This is a genomic window from Criblamydia sequanensis CRIB-18 (assembly GCF_000750955.1).
Classification (GTDB): domain Bacteria; phylum Chlamydiota; class Chlamydiia; order Chlamydiales; family Criblamydiaceae; genus Criblamydia; species Criblamydia sequanensis.
On sequence record NZ_CCEJ010000001.1, the window covers coordinates 118,902 to 138,432 of the forward strand.

The window sequence follows — 19,531 nt, forward strand, 5'->3', positions numbered from 1 at the left end:
GATTCCCATCAAAAGTCAAATGAAAAAAGGGGTAATTTTTTTGTTGAAAGGAAGAGAGGTTTGTTGAATAACTATAAAGTCGGATAAAAATGAAAAAATGAACTTTTCATTTAATAACATAAATCATGAAAAAGCGAATCGTTTTACTTCTATCGGCAGCTCTTTTTATAGGTTTCTTCGTCTTTATTTTTCATAAAGATTTAGAACGCACTCTATTCCTTAAGAATTTTGAGTCTCATTTTGAAAAAGTCATGGGAGGCAAACTGAAAGTCAAGGATAGACGCGTCAATAATAGCCTAATCGCTTATTCCGGCGTTCAAATAAATAATTTTTCTCTTTCAAGCGCAGACGCAATGTCTTCTGAAATTGAATCTCTAAACGTTGCATACGAAATTGATTTTTTTTCCAGAACAATAGCAATTAACTTAGATTTTGGCAGATCGATTTTTAATATTAAAGGCGATAAGGCTTTAAATAAAATCACTCATTTTATTGAAAGCGAGCCTCATTTCTTATTCTTCAAAATCAAGCCTAAAATTAGCTCTAAAGAGTGTCTCTTAAATATCGAATCTAAAATGAATGGGGCTTTGCTTAAAGCTCATTTGCAATTTGAATATGAAAATCAAAGCCTAATGGATTTGAAATTAACGTTTTTTAATGAACAAGATAATGAGAAATTATTATTCGATTACAACAAAGATTTGAAAAGTTTCAAGCTATCGACTCATAAGTTTTCCATGTCTTTTCTGAATCCTATTCTCGAACTTATTTTTAAGGATAAAGCGTTTCTTTTTGAAAAAGGAATTTTAGACTCTCAAGCATTTATTAAATGGGATAATGGAGTTTTTTTTGAGGGTGGGCTAACTCTCTTTGATGCTTCACTATATGATGTTGATAAAAGACTAAAACTTGAAGCGCCAAAAATTAAAATTTTTCAAAATGAAGGCGGAGGTGAATCTCATTTATTTATAGAGAATTTTTTAAAAATTGCTTTAAAAAGAAAAAATGGTTTTTTGAATCTTTTTTTTACTCCATTTATTGGGGATCTTTGTTTTTCAAGTCAAACGCTACGATTCTCTAAAATCCCCTCTCTTATAGCCCTTAAAGATTACCAAGCTAATTTAAATTTAGAAGGGACCGTTGAATTAAAATCAGGACATTTATTAGCAGAAATCAAAGCTATTTATGAAAAGAATCGTGAAGCGCATCTTCTTTATGATTTGAATCCTTTTCAAGAGGTCCTTTCTCTTAAGGCCGATTTAATGGATATGAAGCTTAAAGATGTGCTGCCTCTTTATAGCTTTCTTTCCAAAAATTCCGAAGAGATTGAGGTTCATCAAGGTTCTTTTAATGGATCTTTGAAATTGGCTTCTTCAAATAAAGAAGATATCTTTGAAATTAGTTCTTTTTTTGTCAGATCGCCTAATCTATACTTTCCTGACACTCGGATTACTCTTTCAGCGGATGAAGTAAAGGGCCATCTTTATGCATTAAAAAATGAGGCTTTAGAAGAAATTGAAAGCCTCCATCTTAATTTAAAAAACGGCTATATAAGAGATGCTAAACAAAACATAGAAATCAATAATTGCCATGGCTCGCTTACATACAAAGACAAGGGTTTGAAAGAGCTGGATTTCACATTTGAACCCGCCCGATTTTTTGCTTCTTTAAAAAAAGACCCGGAATTTGAAGAAAAGATAACTTTTAATCTTTCCGGAAATCTGGATCACTTAGCGAAAAGTTTCTTAGATGAAGATCTATATAAGTTGTTTGATTTTAAAGAAAAAGAACCTTTTCGTTTTTCCGGCGATTTAATTCTTAAAATGCCAAACAGCCATTTAATGCCGCTTTTAAAAGGTCAATTCTTTTTTTCGGAAAAAAATAAAGATCTATTTGTCGATGCCGCTTTAGTTTCCAAAATGAAAACCACCTTGTCCACATTCATAAACCTTAATAATTACGAAATCCACTCCGCAAACTTTAACATGGAGTCTTTAGCCTTAGAGAACTTTTATTTGCCTTTTGGCTATATTACAGGTAAGGGTCGCCTTAAAGGGAATTATGAATCCAAGAAAGGGACGCTTAATTTTTTCTTAGAGGAAGCGCTTTTTGAAAATAATAAGTTCCTTTTAAAGCTTAAACAGATGAAAGACCTCAGTAAAAGTTTTCTTAAATGGAATGAGGAAGGGATTCTGACCGCATCCTTTCCAATAAGCGAAGCTTCATATCAAGATAAGAAAAGCCATCTTGAAGCGTTTAGTTCTTTTTTTGAAATTGGCATAAAGGGGAATGAAATTAAGATTCCTGAATTAAATATTACTTCCATGGGAATTGATATCCAAGGTCATTTGCAAGCGTTATTTAAAGCAGGCTTCGGATTAGACACGTTATTTTCAATAACCAAAGCGGATTTGAATGCTGAAAACTTTAAAAAGATGGCCTCGATTTTTAATGACAACGAGTCCTATTTGAATTTGCCGTTTGATGGAAGGCTCTCTTTTAACGGAAGTTTTAAAAATTCATTTTTTCTGGAAGCTTCAAAAGCTATCCAATCCCATGTGAGCTTAAATTTTTATGATGTATTTTTGAATTTTACAAATTGGGGGGCAAAAACCCGAGACTTTGAGTTTAAGCTCAATTATGACGAAAGTAAAAGTCAATTTTCAATTGATAATTTACAAGGTTTTTTATTTTTAGGTAGGAATGGTGATTTATTCGAATTGCCTCTAGAGGGTGAGATTTTCCTTGATGATGCAAAAAAACAAATTTTTGGATTTGATCTAAAAGCTGAAATGCTTGAGGAATATTTCCGGCTTAAGGGAAAAACTGAAAAAGACTCTCAGGACCGTCTACATTTTCTATTAGACCGAAATACCAGCCATTTTTTTAATAATGGCATCGATGATTTTTCCTTAATTTTAAATGCAGAAAAAGAAATCGAAATTTTTAATTTTTCTTCAATTTTTGAATTAGCTCATTTAAATCCTTACTTTACCAAAATTGAAACCCCTTTTCTTAAGCAATTTAAAGAAGAATTTCTAAAAGATGGTTTTTTTGCAAAAGGGGGCATTGGGTGCGAGGTCAAATATTCTTTAAATAAAGCCTTATCTGAAATTTTCCTAAAAGGCCAGGAGCTGACCGTTTATGGAAAAAAGGTGTCCCAGTTTAATTTAGAGGGTACTTTGAAGGATAAGACATTCAATTTAAATGAACTTTTAATCGATGATTTTTCAAGTTCTTTTGAGATTATTAGGGATGATAAATTTTGGGATGTTAAATCATTTACTATTAATTATGAGAATTATTTAAAACTTGCTTTATCTGGAAAATATAGCCCCTCCGAGTTATTCTCAGGAAAAATTGAACTTCTAGAAGCTGATTTGCATAATGTATCCTGGCTTTATGACAACCCCTCCTTAAATAAACTTTCCCTTGAGGGAAAGACAAAAGGAAAAGGACTTTTTTCTTTGAAAGAAGGAAAAAAACCTGCGTTTGAATGTCAATTGTCTTTAAAAGGTTCAAACATTTCTATAGGGGACTTTTTTATGGAGGAAATCCCTGCATTCCACATTAATTTTGCCTCTGATTCAGGAGTTCAAATTCATAATTTGAAAAGCTATCTAAGATCACGTTTCAAGGATCGAGTTTTTGGCCAATTCAATTGCAAATATTTAAGTATTCCCAAACAATTAAATTTTCTCTCTTTTGCTGAAATTGATTTTGAACTGGATAATAATTATCTTGCGGACTTCTCAACTGCTCTTGAAAGCATTTATTTTACCAAGAGATCAAGTTTATTAAAGACGCTCTTAAAAAAATTAGAATCATCTTATAAAAGCGAAGGGTCTTTTTTATACAAAAATGATGGCCTAGACAATTGCTTAAACCTTAATTTAAGAAGCGGTCAATATTCATTTTTAGGAAGAGATCATCAATTAAAAGACATTAAAATCTCCTTTAAAGACGGCGGATTTTTTTTAGAAAGCGATTATTTTTTAGACTCTCGTTGGCTAAAATTAAGCATTCACAACTCGTTTGGCGCAAGTGAAATCAATTTAGACCCTAATCTAACAAAGTTTTTAGAAGAGCTTCCTTTTAGAAAAGGAAAAAACCATTTTGATCTTTTTAAAGAAGCTTTTTCATTTGATGACCTTCTCTACAAAGGGACTTTAAAGCTGCAAGATAATGATGAAAAGAAACAAGCCGTAACTATGAAGTATGAAATAGATCCTTTAAAAGGCTTTTCTATTTTGTCAGTTATTGGTGAAGTTGCAGATGTCTTTTTTAATTTAGTTAAAGAGAAGGGTTCTTCTTGTTTAAAAGGTAGTCTTGAATTCAATCAGCCGAATTTTTCTTCATTTTTTAATGCTTTGAAGGATAAAAATTTTGAGAAAATCAACGGTCATTTTATCTTGAATGGGTCTTGGGATTTTTCATCTAAAACTTTATTTAAAGGCCATATTCTTGGAACAGAAGTGAATTTTTGCAATCATCTCGTTTCAGATTTATCGGGACTTTTAGATATTGAAGGTAAAAGCGCAATTTTTAAAGACCTTACGATACAAGACCCTTCATTTTTAGCATGCATCCCTTCTTTTATTTTGACCAAAAATGAAAATAAATGGCTTTTCAATATCCCTAAAATGGGAGTTAAAAAAATAAAGACAGATTCATTATTTAATGAAACAGGAATGTCTTATGAAAGCCCATTTAAGATTGCTCTTTTAGATTTTAAAGACATTAAGGGTAATCTTAATGACTTTCCAAAGTCTTTAAAAAGCGAAGGAAAATTAAAGTTTACTAATTTTACGAGAGGGAAAAAAGAGGGGAGGGAAGAGAGTTTGCAAAAGCTAAGTGTTAGCACAACAAACCCTTCATGGCTTGAGCCTACACAAGGAACAGTTTATTTTGAAATTGCAGATAATAAAATAAAGCTTAAACGTTTAAAAGATGTCTATAGCGATGCAAAGGCTTCAAAATTCTTCCTGGCAGATAAAGAAGGCGAGTCTTACATAGATTTCAATAAAGGGGAACTTAACCTTAATTTTCGGATGAAACATACAAACCTATTCTATAAGCTTGCTGAAATGTTTATGTTGTCCTTACGAGGAAATATTCATAAACCTGAAGTGCATCTTGAAAAAATGGAGCGGAAGAACAACCTTAAAAAATCAAAATCGGGAACCGTTCCCAAAAAACGCTTCCTTTCCTTTTGACCTGCACGGATTACATTTTCTTGATAAAAAAGGACTCGCTTGTAAATATAACAAGATCCAATAATGATCGCGTTTCCATCTCTCACACTATAGGATTTACAAGCGGTAAATTTTGATGATGATGCCTAAAAAACTTCTTATCTTAACTTCATTGGCTCTTGTAGGATTCCTTCTTTTTTCCTTCATTAAACAAGTTCGGCAAAAGTCTTTTTTTGGTTTGGATGAAATTTCAAAACCACTTCCTTTCTATGAAAAATGGGAAATTGATCCACTTTCGAATGAGGAAAAAAAAAGTTTAGAAGAAGCTCTAAGTCAGTCTTATTCCTATTTAGGAAAAGGAGCTCAAAGCTATGCTTTTTTAAGCAAAGATGGGCGTTATGTGATTAAATTTTTTAAATTTAAACATCTCCAATTAAATTTTATCCAATCGATCATCCCCGAATTCGGTCCTTTAAAGAAGTGGAAGGAAAACAAATTAAAAGAAAAATCAAAAAAATTAGAAAAGCTATTTGATGCGTATCGTTTAGCCTTTGAGGTTCATAGGAAAGAATCCGCACTGGTCTATATTCATTTGAATCCGACAGACAAACTTCTTCCTGCTTTAGACGTTTTGGACCCATCGGGGAAAAAAGTTAGCCTTAATTTAGACTCTATACCCTTTTTGATACAAAAAAAGGTCGAAATTACAAGATCGATTTTTGAAAGATTGTTTAAAGCTAAAAAAATCGACGAGGTTAAGTTAAAGATCAATCAAATTGTTGAACTCTATCTTAGCGAATATCGGAAAGGAATATTCGATCATGATCATGGGGTGATGCATAACACAGGCTTTATTGATGGACTTCCGGTTCACTTAGATGTTGGGAAAATATATTTTGATGAAGCCATAAAACTTCCTGAAAATGCTTACTTGGATCTTGTTAAAATTGGTTGGAAAATTAGAGAGCACATGCTTAGGAAGTTTCCCGAACATGAGAAGGAAATTACAAAGTATTTAAATACAACTATTGGAAATGCATTTAAAAGACACCTCGATTATGACCAAATCGATGGGGCTATTCTTTGGAAACGCTAGTCAAGCAAGCTTTGGATTTTTTATATCCGCCCGTTTGTTTATACTGCCGATCTTGCCTTTTAGAAGAAAAAAACAAGCCATTTAATTGGTTTTGTCAAAATTGTTCAATTCTAATAGAGTTTTTAACCTTTGAAGATCGTTGCCATTATTGTTTTGAATCTCTAAATAAGCATGAATGCGCCTTAAAGACGGAAAATCTAAAAGTATTTAATTGTTTCGACCATAAAAGTCCGGTAACGGAACTTGTTAAAAGTTTTAACTATAACAAAAGTAAAAGTTTAGCAAGCTCTTTTGCAGCTTTTATTGTTTTGCAGCTCAATCAGTTAAATATTCCAAGTCCTGATCTCATTTCAGTTCTTCCGCTAACATGGCAAGAGAAGCTATTTCGGGATGATTTAAATCAGATTGTAGCAGAGGAACTTAGTTTTTTCTTAAAAGTTCCTTTTCAAAAAATTTTGAAAGCTTCATTTGTTACAGATGTTGGATCAAAAAGAAATGAGATTCGGTTTGCATTAAAGTCGCAAAACCTTCTAGCTAAAAAAAATATCCTCTTAATTTCCCTTTCTAAAAGAACAAGGGAAGAATGGGTTAATATTTCAAGGCAATTTGATCCTCATAATATTAGAAATTTGCATCTTATGCAATTTTTAGTCTAATCAAGGGGCTTATGACTAATTTCGTTGACATTTTAGCAATTGGAGCTCATCCCGATGATGTCGATTTTGGAGCCGGAGCTATTTTATTAAAAATGGCCGCAAAGGGTCGCAAAATTGCTATTTTGGATGTAACTTCAGGTGAAATGGGTACTCACGGGAATGCTAAGATAAGAGAAAAAGAGAGTTTAAAAGCCGGCAAATTCCTTAAAGCGGATAGATTTTTTTTACATTTAAGCGATACCAAGCTTGGGGACACTCTTGAAATTAGACAAGAGCTTACTTCTTGGATTAGGAAGCTGAAACCAAAGCTTGTTTTAGCGCCTGATTTTCAAAAGGAAATGAATCATCCTGACCACGCAGCTTTAGGACTTGCTGTAAGGGCAGCTGCACGTTTTGCTCGTTTCCCTAAAATTTTACCTGACCTGAAGCCCCATAGAGTGGAAGGGGTTTTGCATTACCATTATCCAACCAATCGTATGCCCGATTTCTTATTCGATGTTTCTGATTTTACAGAAAAATGGGTTCAAGTGATGAAGTGTTTTGAGTCTCAGCTTAAGACACTTGATTATATAGACCGTAATTTAAAGGCGGCTTCTTATTTTGGAAGTCTAGTCGGGGTTCCCTATGCTCAAGGCCTATCTAAACATAATCCTATTCTAGTCGGGGATCTTCTTGAGGTTTCGAAAGGAACGCTTGAAATTTAAATCCACTTTTTTCTTCTGAAATAATAAAGCATCCCACAACCTACTGCTAGCATAAGAAATAAAGCGTAAAAGTAGCCATACTTCCATTGCAGCTCGGGGATATTGTTGAAATTCATTCCATAGATGCTGGCAATAAAAGTTAAAGGTACAAAAATTGTGGCCATAATCGTTAAGACTTTCATGATCTCATTCATTTTGTAGCTTAAATTCGAGACATATACTTCTATTAAACTGCTTGAAATATCTCTAAAAGATTCGATGGTTTCTATCGCTTGAATGGAATGGTCATAAACATCTTGTAAATAGAAACGCGTGGTCTTCGAAATTAGATTGGATTCTAATCTTTGAAGCTGGCTTATAATTTCCCTTGTTGGCCAAATGGCTCTTCTTAAGGTTAGAATTTGTCTTTTGACAGCTAGAATTTTTTTTATGGTTTTTGGATTAGGCCGATCCAATAACTTTTCTTCCACTCTATCTAAAACTTCATCAAAGTTTGCAAGAGTGATAAAATAATAATCAATAATGCAATCAATTAGGGCGTAGCATAGATAGTCAGCCCCTCTTGATCTTAAACGGCTATTTTTCACTTTAAGCCTATTCACAACAGGTGCAAAAAGATCTGTTTCGGCTTCTAAAAATGAAACGACAAAATCTTTACCCAGTATAAGACTGATCTGAGAATCTTTTAATTGTTCACTTTCGGAATTAAAATCGAGCTGGCGCATGACAATGTAGAGAGTGTCTTTATAATTATCAACTTTTGAGCGCTGAACGTTGCTTAATATATCTTCTAAAACAAGGGGGTGCAGTTTTAAATGAGACCCGATTTTTGCGACTAACTGAATATCGTGAATACCGGTAATATTAATCCAGGTCACAGGAGGATGCTCTTTTGAAAAGACACATTCATCAAGTGAAGCATTATCTTTTATTTTTAGCGTGTCGGCATCAAATTCGATCAGCTGAACTTTTACTTTCGTATCTTTCGGTTCCCCTGTTAAAACAAGAGAACCCGGCGAAAGACCATATTTTTTTCCTCTTTTTTTGATAAATGAGGTCATTAGTTTTCTCTATTTTTTAGCTTTTTTATCTATATTTAAGACAAGATAAATTAAGATGTCAAATTATTATGAAAGTGCTTTTATGAGTTTTTTCATTTTAACCTAAAAGATTTTTTATGCGTATAGGAATTGTTTGTTACCCAACTATTGGAGGAAGCGGCGTTTTAGCCACAGAACTCGGTCATCAATTGGCCCAAAGAGGCCATGAGATCCATTTCATTACATACGCCATTCCCTTTAGATTAAGGTTAGAAGAAAGAAATATCTATTTTCATGAAGTCATTTTAAACCAATACGACTTATTTCCAAACCCGGATTACGCTTTAACACTTGCCGTTAAGATAGCTGAGATTGCAGTCTCAAATCGGCTTGACCTAATTCACGCTCATTATGCTATTCCTCACGCAACAAGCGCTTACTTGGCGAAAAAAATTTCCAAGGATAAATTTAAAGTGATCACAACCCTTCATGGAACAGATATTACTCTTGTTGGCAGTGATAGCAGCTTTAAAAGCATCGTAAAATTCAGCATTGAAAATAGCGACGGGATCACTTGCGTTTCAAAGGATCTAAAAAAGAAGACCAAGGCATTTTTTAATCTAAAAAACCCAATTGAGGTCATTTATAATTTTTTTATTCCAAAGCCCGAACTTACTGATCAAAAACCCTTTCGAAAAGACTTTGCGCCCTATGGAGAAAAGCTTCTTATCCACGCCTCTAATTTCAGGCCTGTAAAACGCCCTATGGACGTGCTCCGTATCTTTTGCAAGCTAAGGGAAAAAATAAAATGCCGTTTAATATTAGTGGGAGGGGGAAATGGCATTAATGAGATCAGACAAAAGGTAGAAGAGAAAAGATGGTGCAATGAAGTGATTTTTTTAGGAGAAAATCGAGAAATAGACCCTTTTATTGCCTCCTCCGATTTACTTTTACTTCCAAGCGAACAGGAAAGCTTTGGACTTGTCGCACTTGAAGCTATGGCTTATGGTGTGCCGGTTATCGGATCTTGTGCAGGAGGTATTACGGAAGTCGTGGAAAATGGCGCTAATGGCTTTTTAGAGCCGGTTGGAAGTATTGAGAAAATGGCAAATGATGCCCTTCTTCTACTAAAGAATAAAAAGTTATATCAAGAATTTAGTGAGAATGCCAAAAAAAGAGCGGAAAATTGTTTTTCCGCTCCAAAAATAGTTACACAGTACGAGACATATTATCAGAAAGTGCTTGATCTGCCGTAATCTTGGCAACAAGCTTTCTTACCTCCAGGATATGAAAATCGATAATTCCTTCAATGACAGATAACTTTTGCAATGGAGGAGGAATGTTTACCGGAATTTTTCTTTCATTATTCGACTGATAGGCTTTTTTTCCATCCATTCCCCAGGTGAGCTTCTCTTCCGCATCTTCCAAGAGTTTTATTTTGGCTTTATCGAATAGCTCAAAACTTTCCGGCTTCCATTCATACATCATAATAAAGCGATGAAAGTGAAGAGACTTTGCGATCCTTGCAAGTCCATATTTCACGCGAATGACTATTTTATACCGCTCTAAACTTGTTAAAGAGCCGCTTGTGCAGACGAAAAGTTGGGAAAGCTCATTAAAGTGTCCTTCTAGCTCAGGCTTATGAACTTTAGATAGGTTTTCTAAACTATCTTCAACAAAGGACTCTACGTATTTCTTTTCTTCTTTAAAAACCTGACAAGGCAAATTAAAAATTCTCTCCTCTAGACTTGAAACTTTGAATTCCAAATCCGAAATTTCACTTCTCACAGATTTTTTTTTCTCAAGAATCTCAAGCCTTGCAATTTCTTGTTCTAGCTCAATGTCTTTTTTTTCAAGAAAGTTTGTTATGAGTTTAAGTTCCCTCTCTTCTTTTTCAGTCGGATCTTTCTTTAGAGGGAAATCTTTTAGCAACGCCTCCATGTCTTTGACACTGTCATTGAGTTCGTTTTCAAAATCATCAAATTTAGGATTTTCTTCTTTTATCGCTGTTCTAAATCGAAGAATAATTTTTTCCTTAGTATCAAAAATAAAAAGTTTTTTGATTAGAAAGTCGGCCTCTTTTTTTATCGAGGTCAAACTTTTTAAACAATCGAAGATTAATTCCATTCTTTTTGTATCTAAAAGCGTCTCTTTCAATTGACGAAGAAGCTTTTCTTTTTCTTTTTCAGCTTTTTCTTTCAAGGTCAGGATTTCGGATTCTTCTTCTCCTTCAAGTTTTAATTCATCAATATCAAGGGATGAAGAAAGCGAAAGCGATTCTTTTTGCTCTTCTAGCTTTTTTCCATTCATTAAATTTAGAAGCAGGGCGCTATAGAATTGAAGACATTTTCCTAAATAGAGCGGCCATTCCGTTTGGTAAAGAAGGGAAAGTTGTTTATGGGCCTCTTGGGTAATTTCATTGATTCTTAGATTATCAGAAGCGATTAAATATTCTACTTCGGCTTTTTGTATGATTTGACCCATGGTCTCTTTTGAAGACTCCGTATCAAATCCGAGGGATTGTACCGCCTCGGCCTTAAGCTCAAGGCTTCTTCTTTTTTCCTGTAATTTAGGGGGAATTATAGAATCGGTATCCGGAAAACTTTTATCTTGTCCAACTTGCATAGATCTATCTCCACTTTTTGTAAAAACTAATTTTTAATTTTTTAAATCCTAATATCTCCTTTTTTTTATAAATAAAAAAATATATTGATAAATTAAGAATCTGATTTCTTTTTTAGAGGAAAAATAATCAGAAAATCAAGTTATAAATACACTTCTTGATTGAGAGACTGTTTACAAATAAAAGGGATCCCGCAAGGAAAAATTTAAAATTCTCATTTGCCGTAAAGCCTCGGTTTACAATTTTAAAAAAATAGACTATACTCCTCATATATTTGATTTATAAAAAGTTATAGTTCTTTTAAGCCTTAGGAAAAGTTTGTGAAAAAGGTCTTTCTTTTACCCAATTTTATTACAGCTTTTGGTCTGATGTGCGGACTTTTTGCTATTTTCAAAATGAATATGACTGGAATTGGCGAGACGACTACCCCCTTGCTAACACAAATTTCAGGAATTCTTATTTTGGCAGCCATTTTGGACCTTTTAGATGGCGCTATAGCTCGTGTCATGAAAGCTGAAAGTGAATTTGGAGGGCTTTTTGACTCCTTAGCCGATGCCATCACTTTTGGCCTTGCCCCTTCTGTCATTATCTTGAAGACCCTATCCTTAAGGCCCGGAAGCGAGATGTCTTTTTTCTTAACTTTTGCTGCGATGGTATTTACTGTATGCGGTGTTTTAAGACTGATTCGCTTTAACGTCATGAATAAAAAAATAGAGCAGGATGACGAGCTGCTTGCCGCTAGCAAAAAAAATTTCACAGGGTTGCCTATTCCGGCAGCCGCCGGCGCTGCAATTTCTTGTAATCTCTTACTCTCTTCTATAAGCGATGGGATGGAGGAAGGTTTTCCTTTAGGCCTGCGTTCCTGGATCCTTTTCTTTGTCCTGCTTTTCTTAGGATACGTAATGATTAGCCGATGGCGTTTCCCAAGCTTGAAAACTCTTCATTTTAGAGTTTCTTCTTTTAAAGTGGTTATCTTTACGGTTTTTGCGGCTGTTTTGGTTTTTTTCGGGATCCAGCATAACTTTCCGCTTCTATTTTTTGGAGTTATTTGGCTTTATCTTTTGGGGTCTTTAATCTTATCGATTATTCGATTGATTGCAGGAAGAAGAACAAAAGCTCTTGAAGATTTTGAAAGAGCCCCGGAAGATGAGGAACTAGGGGAATAATTTTTTCAGTACATTTCTAAAGTGATAAGCATATGGACAAGAAGAGAAAGTCCTACAATCGAAAGTAAAAGCGATGCTGCAAGAGAAGTGGAAACATGAAATTTCTTGTGGGCTTTTTGATCAAGTTTTCTGATAAAAGAAAGATACTCTCCCGTTGCCAATATTAAAAAAATAACTCCAAGCGCTACTAAAATAACTCCCAAATGGTGCGGGGATTTAGCTGACAGCTTGCCATTAAAATCATCGATTGTTTTTAAATATTGAAAAAATTCGAAAATGCTAAATCCAAAACCTATTAAAGCAAGAGAAGTTCTTATCCAAGCAAGAATGGTCCTATCAGCTGCAAACCGATCCCTATCATAGGCAATAGGGGTTTCAAAATCCGTAAAATCTTTATTCATATTTTTTACTCTTTGCTTTTGGCGCAGCGAAATCCCAAATGATTTAAACTTGTGTCGGGACAAGTTTTCATTCTGGCTGAAATACGGTATCCCTTACAATAACTTTTGTGGCATAGAAAAGAGCCTCCTCGATGCACTCTTTTTTCAGCGTAAGGCTCATCAGGGTCCAAACTTTTATCAGCCCCTTTTGGATTGATGGAAACCCCTTTTTTTGCTTCCGCCTCATAATAAGCATGGTGGTAAAGGTCGCTGCACCATTGCCAAACGTTTCCGGCCATGTCATAAAGATGATTCTCATTGGGAGGGTATTTTCTTACCGGAGTTGTCCCATAATAGCCTTCATTTTTTGAGCTTTGGTAAGGGAATTTACCTTGCCAAATATTAGCCTGAGGATCTTTTTCATTAAATTCCTCATTCCCCCAGACATATTTCTTATCATGGGTGCCTTTAGCGGCAAATTCCCACTCAGCTTCGGTTGGAAGCCTTTTTCCGGCCCATTTGGCATAGGCTTCGGCATCATACCAAGAAACTTGAACGACAGGGTGGTCTTCTTTGCCGTCAATTGAACTTTCAGGTCCTGTCGGGTGCTTCCAATCAGCGCCCCCTTTCCATTCCCACCAAAATCGATTGCTGTAAAAGGGAACCGGCCCATCGCTTGGCTTAAAAACAAGAGAGGCTGCAATAAGCTTTGAAGGATCGGGCTCTTTAGTTCCAATAGGCACCTGAGCCATTATTTCCTCAAGTGTGGGCGCTTTTTCGGCTGTCGTAATGTAACCTGTAGCGTCTACAAATTCTTTAAATTGACGGTTAGTTACAGGGGTTTCATCCATAAAAAAACCATCTACCCTCACCAGGTGGGCAGGCTTTTCATCTTTTTTGGCGTCTTTGTCATCCGATCCCATGGTAAAAATGCCGGGCTTTATCCAAACCATTGCTTTTGGAGCCTGTGAAGCATTCAGGGTTTGAGAGGCAAATAGAACATTTAATATTAAAAGAAGCTTCGTCATGAAAAGCTCACGGATGATCTAGCAATTAAAAAAAGTTTTGCCATTTTCCGATCAAATTTGCAAGTTCAATAGACTCTTATTTGACAAAATAAGGAGAAAAAATTTGAAAGTAGTCTAAATCCCCAGGTCATCTCACCTCTCAGAGAATGTCATTTCTTCCACTTTACTTTTCGGGAATGTAAAATTGAAAAATTTGACCCGGCGACAGCTTTAAGAACCTCTGACCAGATCGCAATCCTGGGTTAAAGGATAAGAAGACTCTTTTTCATAAAGAATCCGATATAGGCCCCAAGCAATGAACCACATCAAAGCCCCCCCTGCGACTACATCTGAAAAAAAATGTCCTCCTTGCGCCATGCGAAGAACTCCAATAGCGGTTCCATAGAGGAAGGAGAAAAGGAAAACCATCCGGCTTAATTGAAAAAGATGTCTTTTCTTTAACCAAAAACCAAATACAAAATAGTAGTATCCGGTAGTGCAATGACCGCATGGAAAAGAACGGAAATGTTCTTTTTCCTTAAAGGTCGGGCCAGGGTCATAAAAAGCTCTATAGTTTTCAGTTCCCCCAAACTCAATGACATGCTTCGGCCTAGGCCGGCCATAAAATTCCTTGAAAACAATGTGCGTGATAAAGCCTGGACCCATAGCAAAAGAAAGCCAAAGAAAAAGAAGCGTTTTCCTATGCATTTTTAATTTTTTGAAAAAAGGAGAAAGTACAAATAAAATAAAGCAAAAAATGCCAAGCAAAATGGCAGGCCAGGGAGTTAATTTAAATAAGTAATGCATCCATTTGGTGTGGGGGAAAGCGAGGCCTTTTTCGCCAAGGCTAAAGAAAAATCTTGAGGCTGCTAAATCTATGGATTCGGAAGTGAAAAAAAAGATGAGAATCAAAACGAACAAAATGAATATTTTAAGATAAAAACGTAAGTTTTTGAACAATTTTGTTGCATGCCTTTCTTTCAATTTTTTAAGAGGCTCTCATTAAAAGGTATAAATTAATTTTGTTGAAGCTTTTTTAAATGAAAAAATGATAAAAAAGAGACCTATTCACTTTGTTTTCTATAAGGAATTGAAAACCAAATTGCGTCAACCTGATTCGAATTTTTTTCCCTTAAGAGCTCGCACTTTGGCTGCAAATAAGTCCGTCCTATTTTAAAATAAGAGGGACTCATTTTTTCGGGGCTTCAAGAGAATAATTTCGAATATGAACCATTATATGTGAAACCAGGGTTTAAAATGCCTGTCTCCCTTCTTTTGATCTGTGTCCTCTTTATTTTTTGCATCTTGCTTCTGTATTTATTTTTTAAAAAGAAAATTGATAGCCAAAGCCATAAGCTTTTGTGGGTTGAAACTTCCTTCACGGAAGCTAAAACTCTTTTAAAACTCAGAGAGGATGAAATTGAAAAAATTAAAGACAAACTCCTCGAGGAGAGCAAAACAAGAAGTCGTTTGGAGGGATTGCTTGAACAGCAAAAAGAGCAGCAATTAAAACTAAAGACTGCAGAAGAAGCTTTGCTATCTGAAATGAAAAGGGGAGAAGAGCTAAATTCGGAGCTTGCCAAAGTTAAAGCTCACCTTGAAGAAGAAAAAAAATTATTCTCGCATAAAGTTCAGGTCTTGGAAGATGCGAAACAGCAGTTTGAGACGGTCTTTAAATCGCTTTCGCAAGATGTTTTAAAACAAAATTCCCTATCTTTTCTACAACTTGCAACAGCTAAGTTTGAAAAGTACGATGAATCGTTAAAACATCAACAGGCTCAAAGAGAGCAACTATTTGTAAACGAGTTAAATCCCTTTAAGGAATCCGTTGGAAAATTCGACTCTTTATTAAGAGACATGGAAAAAACAAGGCATAATGTTTTTAACTCTCTTACAGACCAGATAAAGAATTTAAGTGAAATGCAACTTAAGCTTGGCGCTGAAACATCCAAATTAGCCAATTCCTTAAAATCTACCCAAATTAGGGGAAGGTGGGGGGAAATTCAACTGAAAAGGGTGGTCGAGCTTGCCGGAATGATTGAATATTGCGATTTTGAAGAGCAGGTGGTCGTTTCAAAAGAAAGCGGGTTTATAAGGCCCGACATTGTCGTTCGACTCCCTAATGAAAAATCTATTATAGTGGATGCTAAAGCTCCTTTACAAGCCTATTTGGATGCCCATGAAACTCAAAATGAGGAAGAAAGGCAGCATCACCTAAAGGCGCATTCAAAACAAGTGAGGAGCCATATCCAGCATCTTTCCTCAAAAGCTTATTCTGAAGAGATCAAAGAGTCTTGTGAATTCGTCGTCCTTTTTCTTCCGGGAGATCCATTTTTTAGTGCGGCTCTGCAAAATGACCCCGGTTTAATCGAATTCGGCGTTGAAAGAAAAGTTCTTCTTGCCACACCTACCACTTTAATCGCAATACTTCGCGCTGTGGCTTTTGGTTGGAGACAAGAAAAATTAGCCTTAGGGGCAAAAGAGATTTCACTTCTTGGAGGTGAACTTTTTGATAGGCTTTGTGTAATGGTAGGCCACATGGATACATTGAAAAGGGGGTTGGATGCAGCGGTTTCAGGTTTTAACCAGACTGTAAGCTCCCTTAACTCAAGAGTTGTTCCGACCGCAAAAAAATTAATTGAAAAAGGAGCTGCGTCCAAAAAAGAAATGCCGGAGCTTATCGAAATTGAAAAAGTGCCTAAGGATTTAGAAAGGCTTCATTCTCTTAGTTAAGAAGAAGATAGCCTTTTCTTCTCTTAAAGAGAGATTCAACTTTTGTTGACCTTCGTAGAGGTGTGACTCTCTTAAGATTCAGAGGGGGGTGAGCCGAGGTTTCATCTCTTCTTTCAACAGTTATTTCATATTCTTCCCTGCCCTTTATTAGCGTGCCCTTGAGTATATAGACATTGAATAATTGCAACGCCTTGATAGTTTCCTCTAAATGACATCTATCTACAACAAGAGGCTTACTTTTGTTGTAGTACATAATGTAAACCAGGCCTTCTTCCACATTTTTTACCTCAAGTAGTGTGAAACCTTTGTTTAATAAATCACACTCTAGTTTTCCAATTTCCTGAGGAACGCAATTTACGACGTGCAGCCCTTCGACAGAGAACAATGGATTCATAAATTTCTCCTATTTTAAAAACTATTTGAATTAAATGAGTTTATTTAATATTATAAATCAATATAAAGCCCCTTATAGGCAAAAAATGATAAAAAATTATACAAAAAACAATTATCTAAGCTCATTTTTCCTAAGAAGACTTGTCTCCTCTTTTGTGCGCATCGCGCACACATAATCCCCCCATTAAATACCTTTTCTCAATTTAAAGTTTGTAACTATAAACACTTAAGTGTTGTTACTAAGTAATTTTTTTAATTGTTTTTTTATGGTTGTTCTATGAAATTTTCTAAAAGTCTATCCATCATTGCTGCCGGCCTTGCCATGTTTTCGATGTTTTTTGGGGCAGGGAACGTTATTTTTCCTCTTATGATCGGTTTTACAGTCAAGGAAATGGTTCCTTTTGCGTCTTTTGGACTCCTTATCGGAGCGGTCGGCTTACCTTTCTTAGGTTTATTTTCCATGATTCTTTGCGATGGAGATGTGAATCGATATTTTAACAAGCTAGGCAAACCTTTTGGATTTATAGTAGGTTTTTTCACTATTTCTCTCTTAGGGCCGCTTGGCGCATCTCCGCGATGCATAGCTTTTGCTTCTTCAACCCTTCAAGCATCGGGTTTAACCCTCCCGCACACTTTGTTTTGTGCTTTAGCATGTCTTGTTGTCGGTCTTTTAGCGATGAGAAAAAATAAAATCATTGAAGTTTTAGGTTACTTTCTAACGCCAATTCTTGTTCTTTTGCTTGGAATAATGATGGTTAAAGCGGTCCTATCAGAAGGGTCGTTTCCGGCTTCCGAATTTACAGAGATGCAGTCTTTTTATCTCGGATTGAAAGAAGGCTATCTTACAATGGACTTGCTTGCCGCTTTGTTTTTCGCCCCACTTATTCTAGCGAATCTAAAGCAAAGCCAAGCTTCTTGCAGCCTTTTTAAAAAAGCGTTTTTAAGCTCATTAATTGGAGGTTTGCTTTTAGCTTTAACCTATCTTGGTTTTTCCTATGCGGCAGCGATTCACTCCGAAACTTTAAGCCATGCAAAACCTGAGGCGCTTCTTTCTGAGATCGCATTTAAAATTCTTGGCGATCATGCAGGCATTTTTATTTCTCTTCTTGTAATTTTAGCCTGCTTAACAACCGCTATCGCCCTTCTTTCTGTATTTGCAAGTTTTGTTGAAACTGCCTTTCCTAAAAAATGGAAAATTTCTTACGAAAAAGCTTTATTTTCCGGGATTTTGATAGCCGGGCTCATAGCGACTCTTGAATTTAAAGGAATTACCCTTCTATTAGGGCCGATTCTTGATTATTTATACCCGATTATCATCTTACTTGCTCTAACGCACGTAGCCGAATATTTTTGGAAAGCTAAAAAAGAATTGGCTCTAGACCCGGTTGATGGGAATGAAGTAGAGGGTATTTCGCCTTAGATTTTAATCTTTTGTCTCTATAAATTGCTTAAATACTAATTTTTAAGAGGCAACGCTGAAAAGGCTTAACTTTCTAAAAGAGAAAAACTATCCCCGTACACTAATACAATATTCGGGGATAGAAGCTTTTGATTTAAAAGATTATGATGGTTCACTTCGCATCTCAAATCTATCCCATTATGGAGACTTTGGTTTAGGCAGCTTTAATGCTCTTGATGGAGAATTAATCTATTTTGATGGAAACGCCTACCATGCCACCTCCGATGGACGTTTAAAGCCTGCCGATTCTGAATCACTTCTTTCATGCGCTTATTTCACAAAATTTGATTCAAAGACTTCAGTTCAGTTGGAAGACTTAAGACTTTCATTTTTGTTTCAGAAGATTAAAAATAGCTTTTCCCACCCGGGCCAAATTTTTTCCGCACTTCGTATAAATGGTTTTTTTAACATGATTCGGTTGAGAAGTGTGCCTCCTCAAAAAAAACCTTATCCTGCCATAGAGGAAGTTGTTAAAGAACAGGCTCTTTACATTTACAAAAATGTTTCAGCAACTGTGATTGGTTTTTATTTTCCGACCTATTTCAATGGACTTACTTATTCCGGTTTCCACTTGCATTTTATAACAAATGATTTAAAGCATGGCGGGCATGTTTTAGATTTTGAATTAAATCAGGGAGAGGTCTTTTTAAGCCCTCTTGAAAATTATCTTTATCTTTTACCGGATTATGCTCTGAACCTTAAGGAACAGGATTGTACTTTATCTTGCAGCCATCAGGGAGAGTGATGGTTCTATAGACCCAAGGGTCTTCATTTTCCCGCATTAAGCGGTCACACCCCATGAGAAAGCCTTCAAAAAAGCCGTATTTTCTCATGGCATCTAAAGTATACTGAGAGCTTGATGGGTAGAAATGGCTTCTTGGACCGTCAGCCGGGGAGATGACATTTTGATGAAAGGCAATGGCTGTTTCTGCAAAAGAGCCTAATAATAAAGTATTGCAAGTCGTTTTTTCTTTTTTTAGCTTCTTATTGACAAGATCGGCATCCTTACCCCAAGGGTCTGCCCTGAGTAGTAGGGGGAGGACCGTTAAAATTAAAAGAGCAAATCGATTCATTGGAAA

Annotated in this window: 16 protein-coding genes; 9 read left to right on the forward strand and 7 right to left on the reverse strand. The window is 35.6% G+C overall.

The window, feature by feature from the left end:
• Window positions 1–125 precede the first annotated feature (125 nt).
• From CSEC_RS00400 to CSEC_RS00415, 4 genes are all read left to right on the forward strand, one after another.
• Window positions 126–5,216, forward strand: coding sequence for a hypothetical protein (locus tag CSEC_RS00400; RefSeq protein ID WP_041016445.1), 5,091 nt, complete (start codon window positions 126–128; stop codon window positions 5,214–5,216).
• Between the two features lie 118 nt (window positions 5,217–5,334).
• Window positions 5,335–6,291 (forward strand): hypothetical protein, encoded by a 957-nt coding sequence (locus tag CSEC_RS00405; RefSeq protein WP_154017588.1) that lies wholly within the window; start codon window positions 5,335–5,337, stop codon window positions 6,289–6,291.
• A complete protein-coding gene (locus CSEC_RS00410) occupies window positions 6,279–6,947 on the forward strand; it encodes a hypothetical protein (protein WP_041016446.1) in 669 nt (222 codons plus the stop codon). The genes CSEC_RS00405 and CSEC_RS00410 overlap by 13 nt, the downstream gene beginning before the upstream one ends.
• An 11-nt stretch (window positions 6,948–6,958) precedes the next feature.
• Window positions 6,959–7,651 (forward strand): PIG-L family deacetylase, encoded by a 693-nt coding sequence (locus CSEC_RS00415; protein WP_053331647.1) that lies wholly within the window; start codon window positions 6,959–6,961, stop codon window positions 7,649–7,651.
• On the opposite strand, the gene corA is transcribed toward CSEC_RS00415, so the two are convergent.
• Window positions 7,648–8,712: a magnesium/cobalt transporter CorA gene (corA, locus tag CSEC_RS00420; RefSeq protein WP_041016447.1), complete on the reverse strand. Its 1,065-nt coding sequence runs from the start codon at window positions 8,710–8,712 to the stop codon at window positions 7,648–7,650. The two genes, CSEC_RS00415 and corA, sit on opposite strands and share 4 nt — an antisense overlap.
• A gap of 116 nt (window positions 8,713–8,828) precedes the next feature.
• On the opposite strand from corA, the gene bshA reads away from it, so the two are divergent.
• Window positions 8,829–9,947 (forward strand): N-acetyl-alpha-D-glucosaminyl L-malate synthase BshA, encoded by a 1,119-nt coding sequence (bshA, locus tag CSEC_RS00425; protein WP_041016448.1) that lies wholly within the window; start codon window positions 8,829–8,831, stop codon window positions 9,945–9,947.
• Here bshA and CSEC_RS00430 read toward each other — a convergent pair.
• Window positions 9,901–11,316 (reverse strand): hypothetical protein, encoded by a 1,416-nt coding sequence (locus tag CSEC_RS00430; RefSeq protein WP_041016449.1) that lies wholly within the window; start codon window positions 11,314–11,316, stop codon window positions 9,901–9,903. The two genes, bshA and CSEC_RS00430, sit on opposite strands and share 47 nt — an antisense overlap.
• Before the next feature lie 318 nt (window positions 11,317–11,634).
• On the opposite strand from CSEC_RS00430, the gene CSEC_RS00435 reads away from it, so the two are divergent.
• Window positions 11,635–12,480: a CDP-alcohol phosphatidyltransferase family protein gene (locus tag CSEC_RS00435; protein WP_041016450.1), complete on the forward strand. Its 846-nt coding sequence runs from the start codon at window positions 11,635–11,637 to the stop codon at window positions 12,478–12,480.
• Window positions 12,481–12,485: 5 nt separating this feature from the next.
• Here the strand turns inward: CSEC_RS00435 and CSEC_RS13075 are convergent, their stop codons facing one another.
• The 3 genes from CSEC_RS13075 to CSEC_RS00450 form a co-directional block, all read right to left on the reverse strand.
• On the reverse strand, window positions 12,486–12,881 hold the full coding sequence (locus tag CSEC_RS13075; protein WP_041016686.1) for a YidH family protein: 396 nt from the start codon (window positions 12,879–12,881) through the stop codon (window positions 12,486–12,488).
• Window positions 12,882–12,886: 5 nt separating this feature from the next.
• Window positions 12,887–13,888 carry a formylglycine-generating enzyme family protein gene (locus tag CSEC_RS00445; protein ID WP_053331648.1) on the reverse strand — a complete coding sequence of 334 codons (1,002 nt, stop codon included), beginning with the start codon at window positions 13,886–13,888 and terminating at the stop codon, window positions 12,887–12,889.
• A 210-nt stretch (window positions 13,889–14,098) separates the two neighbouring features.
• Window positions 14,099–14,788, reverse strand: coding sequence for a phosphatase PAP2 family protein (locus CSEC_RS00450; RefSeq protein ID WP_154017589.1), 690 nt, complete (start codon window positions 14,786–14,788; stop codon window positions 14,099–14,101).
• Window positions 14,789–15,124: 336 nt separating this feature from the next.
• Here CSEC_RS00450 and CSEC_RS00455 point away from each other — a divergent pair, with 336 nt between their 5' ends.
• Window positions 15,125–16,600 carry a DNA recombination protein RmuC gene (locus tag CSEC_RS00455; protein WP_053331649.1) on the forward strand — a complete coding sequence of 492 codons (1,476 nt, stop codon included), beginning with the start codon at window positions 15,125–15,127 and terminating at the stop codon, window positions 16,598–16,600.
• On the opposite strand, the gene CSEC_RS00460 is transcribed toward CSEC_RS00455, so the two are convergent.
• The gene (locus CSEC_RS00460; RefSeq protein ID WP_041016452.1) at window positions 16,593–16,994 is read right to left on the reverse strand and encodes a hypothetical protein; all 402 of its coding nucleotides are present in this window, start codon (window positions 16,992–16,994) and stop codon (window positions 16,593–16,595) included. The genes CSEC_RS00455 and CSEC_RS00460 overlap by 8 nt on opposite strands.
• Window positions 16,995–17,270: 276 nt before the next feature.
• Here CSEC_RS00460 and CSEC_RS00465 point away from each other — a divergent pair, with 276 nt between their 5' ends.
• Complete coding sequence (locus CSEC_RS00465) at window positions 17,271–18,413, forward strand: branched-chain amino acid transport system II carrier protein (protein WP_053331650.1); 1,143 nt, start codon at window positions 17,271–17,273, stop codon at window positions 18,411–18,413.
• Between the two features lie 103 nt (window positions 18,414–18,516).
• The gene (budA, locus tag CSEC_RS12875) at window positions 18,517–19,197 is read left to right on the forward strand and encodes an acetolactate decarboxylase (RefSeq protein ID WP_272913366.1); all 681 of its coding nucleotides are present in this window, start codon (window positions 18,517–18,519) and stop codon (window positions 19,195–19,197) included.
• Here budA and yidD read toward each other — a convergent pair.
• Window positions 19,151–19,525, reverse strand: coding sequence for a membrane protein insertion efficiency factor YidD (yidD, locus tag CSEC_RS00475; RefSeq protein ID WP_041016454.1), 375 nt, complete (start codon window positions 19,523–19,525; stop codon window positions 19,151–19,153). The two genes, budA and yidD, sit on opposite strands and share 47 nt — an antisense overlap.
• Window positions 19,526–19,531 lie beyond the last annotated feature (6 nt).

What these genes read in the sequence shown, in the direction of transcription:
- CSEC_RS00460 (WP_041016452.1), bottom strand. Translation starts at nt 16,994, where the DNA reads ATGAATCCATTGTTCTCTGTCGAAGGGCTGCACGTCGTAAATTGCGTT.
- CSEC_RS00445 (WP_053331648.1), bottom strand. Translation starts at nt 13,888, where the DNA reads ATGACGAAGCTTCTTTTAATATTAAATGTTCTATTTGCCTCTCAAACC.
- CSEC_RS00465 (WP_053331650.1), top strand. Translation starts at nt 17,271, where the DNA reads ATGAAATTTTCTAAAAGTCTATCCATCATTGCTGCCGGCCTTGCCATG.
- CSEC_RS00405 (WP_154017588.1), top strand. Translation starts at nt 5,335, where the DNA reads ATGATGCCTAAAAAACTTCTTATCTTAACTTCATTGGCTCTTGTAGGA.
- CSEC_RS13075 (WP_041016686.1), bottom strand. Translation starts at nt 12,881, where the DNA reads ATGAATAAAGATTTTACGGATTTTGAAACCCCTATTGCCTATGATAGG.
- CSEC_RS00430 (WP_041016449.1), bottom strand. Translation starts at nt 11,316, where the DNA reads ATGCAAGTTGGACAAGATAAAAGTTTTCCGGATACCGATTCTATAATT.
- CSEC_RS00400 (WP_041016445.1), top strand. Translation starts at nt 126, where the DNA reads ATGAAAAAGCGAATCGTTTTACTTCTATCGGCAGCTCTTTTTATAGGT.
- bshA (WP_041016448.1), top strand. Translation starts at nt 8,829, where the DNA reads ATGCGTATAGGAATTGTTTGTTACCCAACTATTGGAGGAAGCGGCGTT.
- corA (WP_041016447.1), bottom strand. Translation starts at nt 8,712, where the DNA reads ATGACCTCATTTATCAAAAAAAGAGGAAAAAAATATGGTCTTTCGCCG.
- CSEC_RS00455 (WP_053331649.1), top strand. Translation starts at nt 15,125, where the DNA reads ATGCCTGTCTCCCTTCTTTTGATCTGTGTCCTCTTTATTTTTTGCATC.
- yidD (WP_041016454.1), bottom strand. Translation starts at nt 19,525, where the DNA reads ATGAATCGATTTGCTCTTTTAATTTTAACGGTCCTCCCCCTACTACTC.
- CSEC_RS00415 (WP_053331647.1), top strand. Translation starts at nt 6,959, where the DNA reads ATGACTAATTTCGTTGACATTTTAGCAATTGGAGCTCATCCCGATGAT.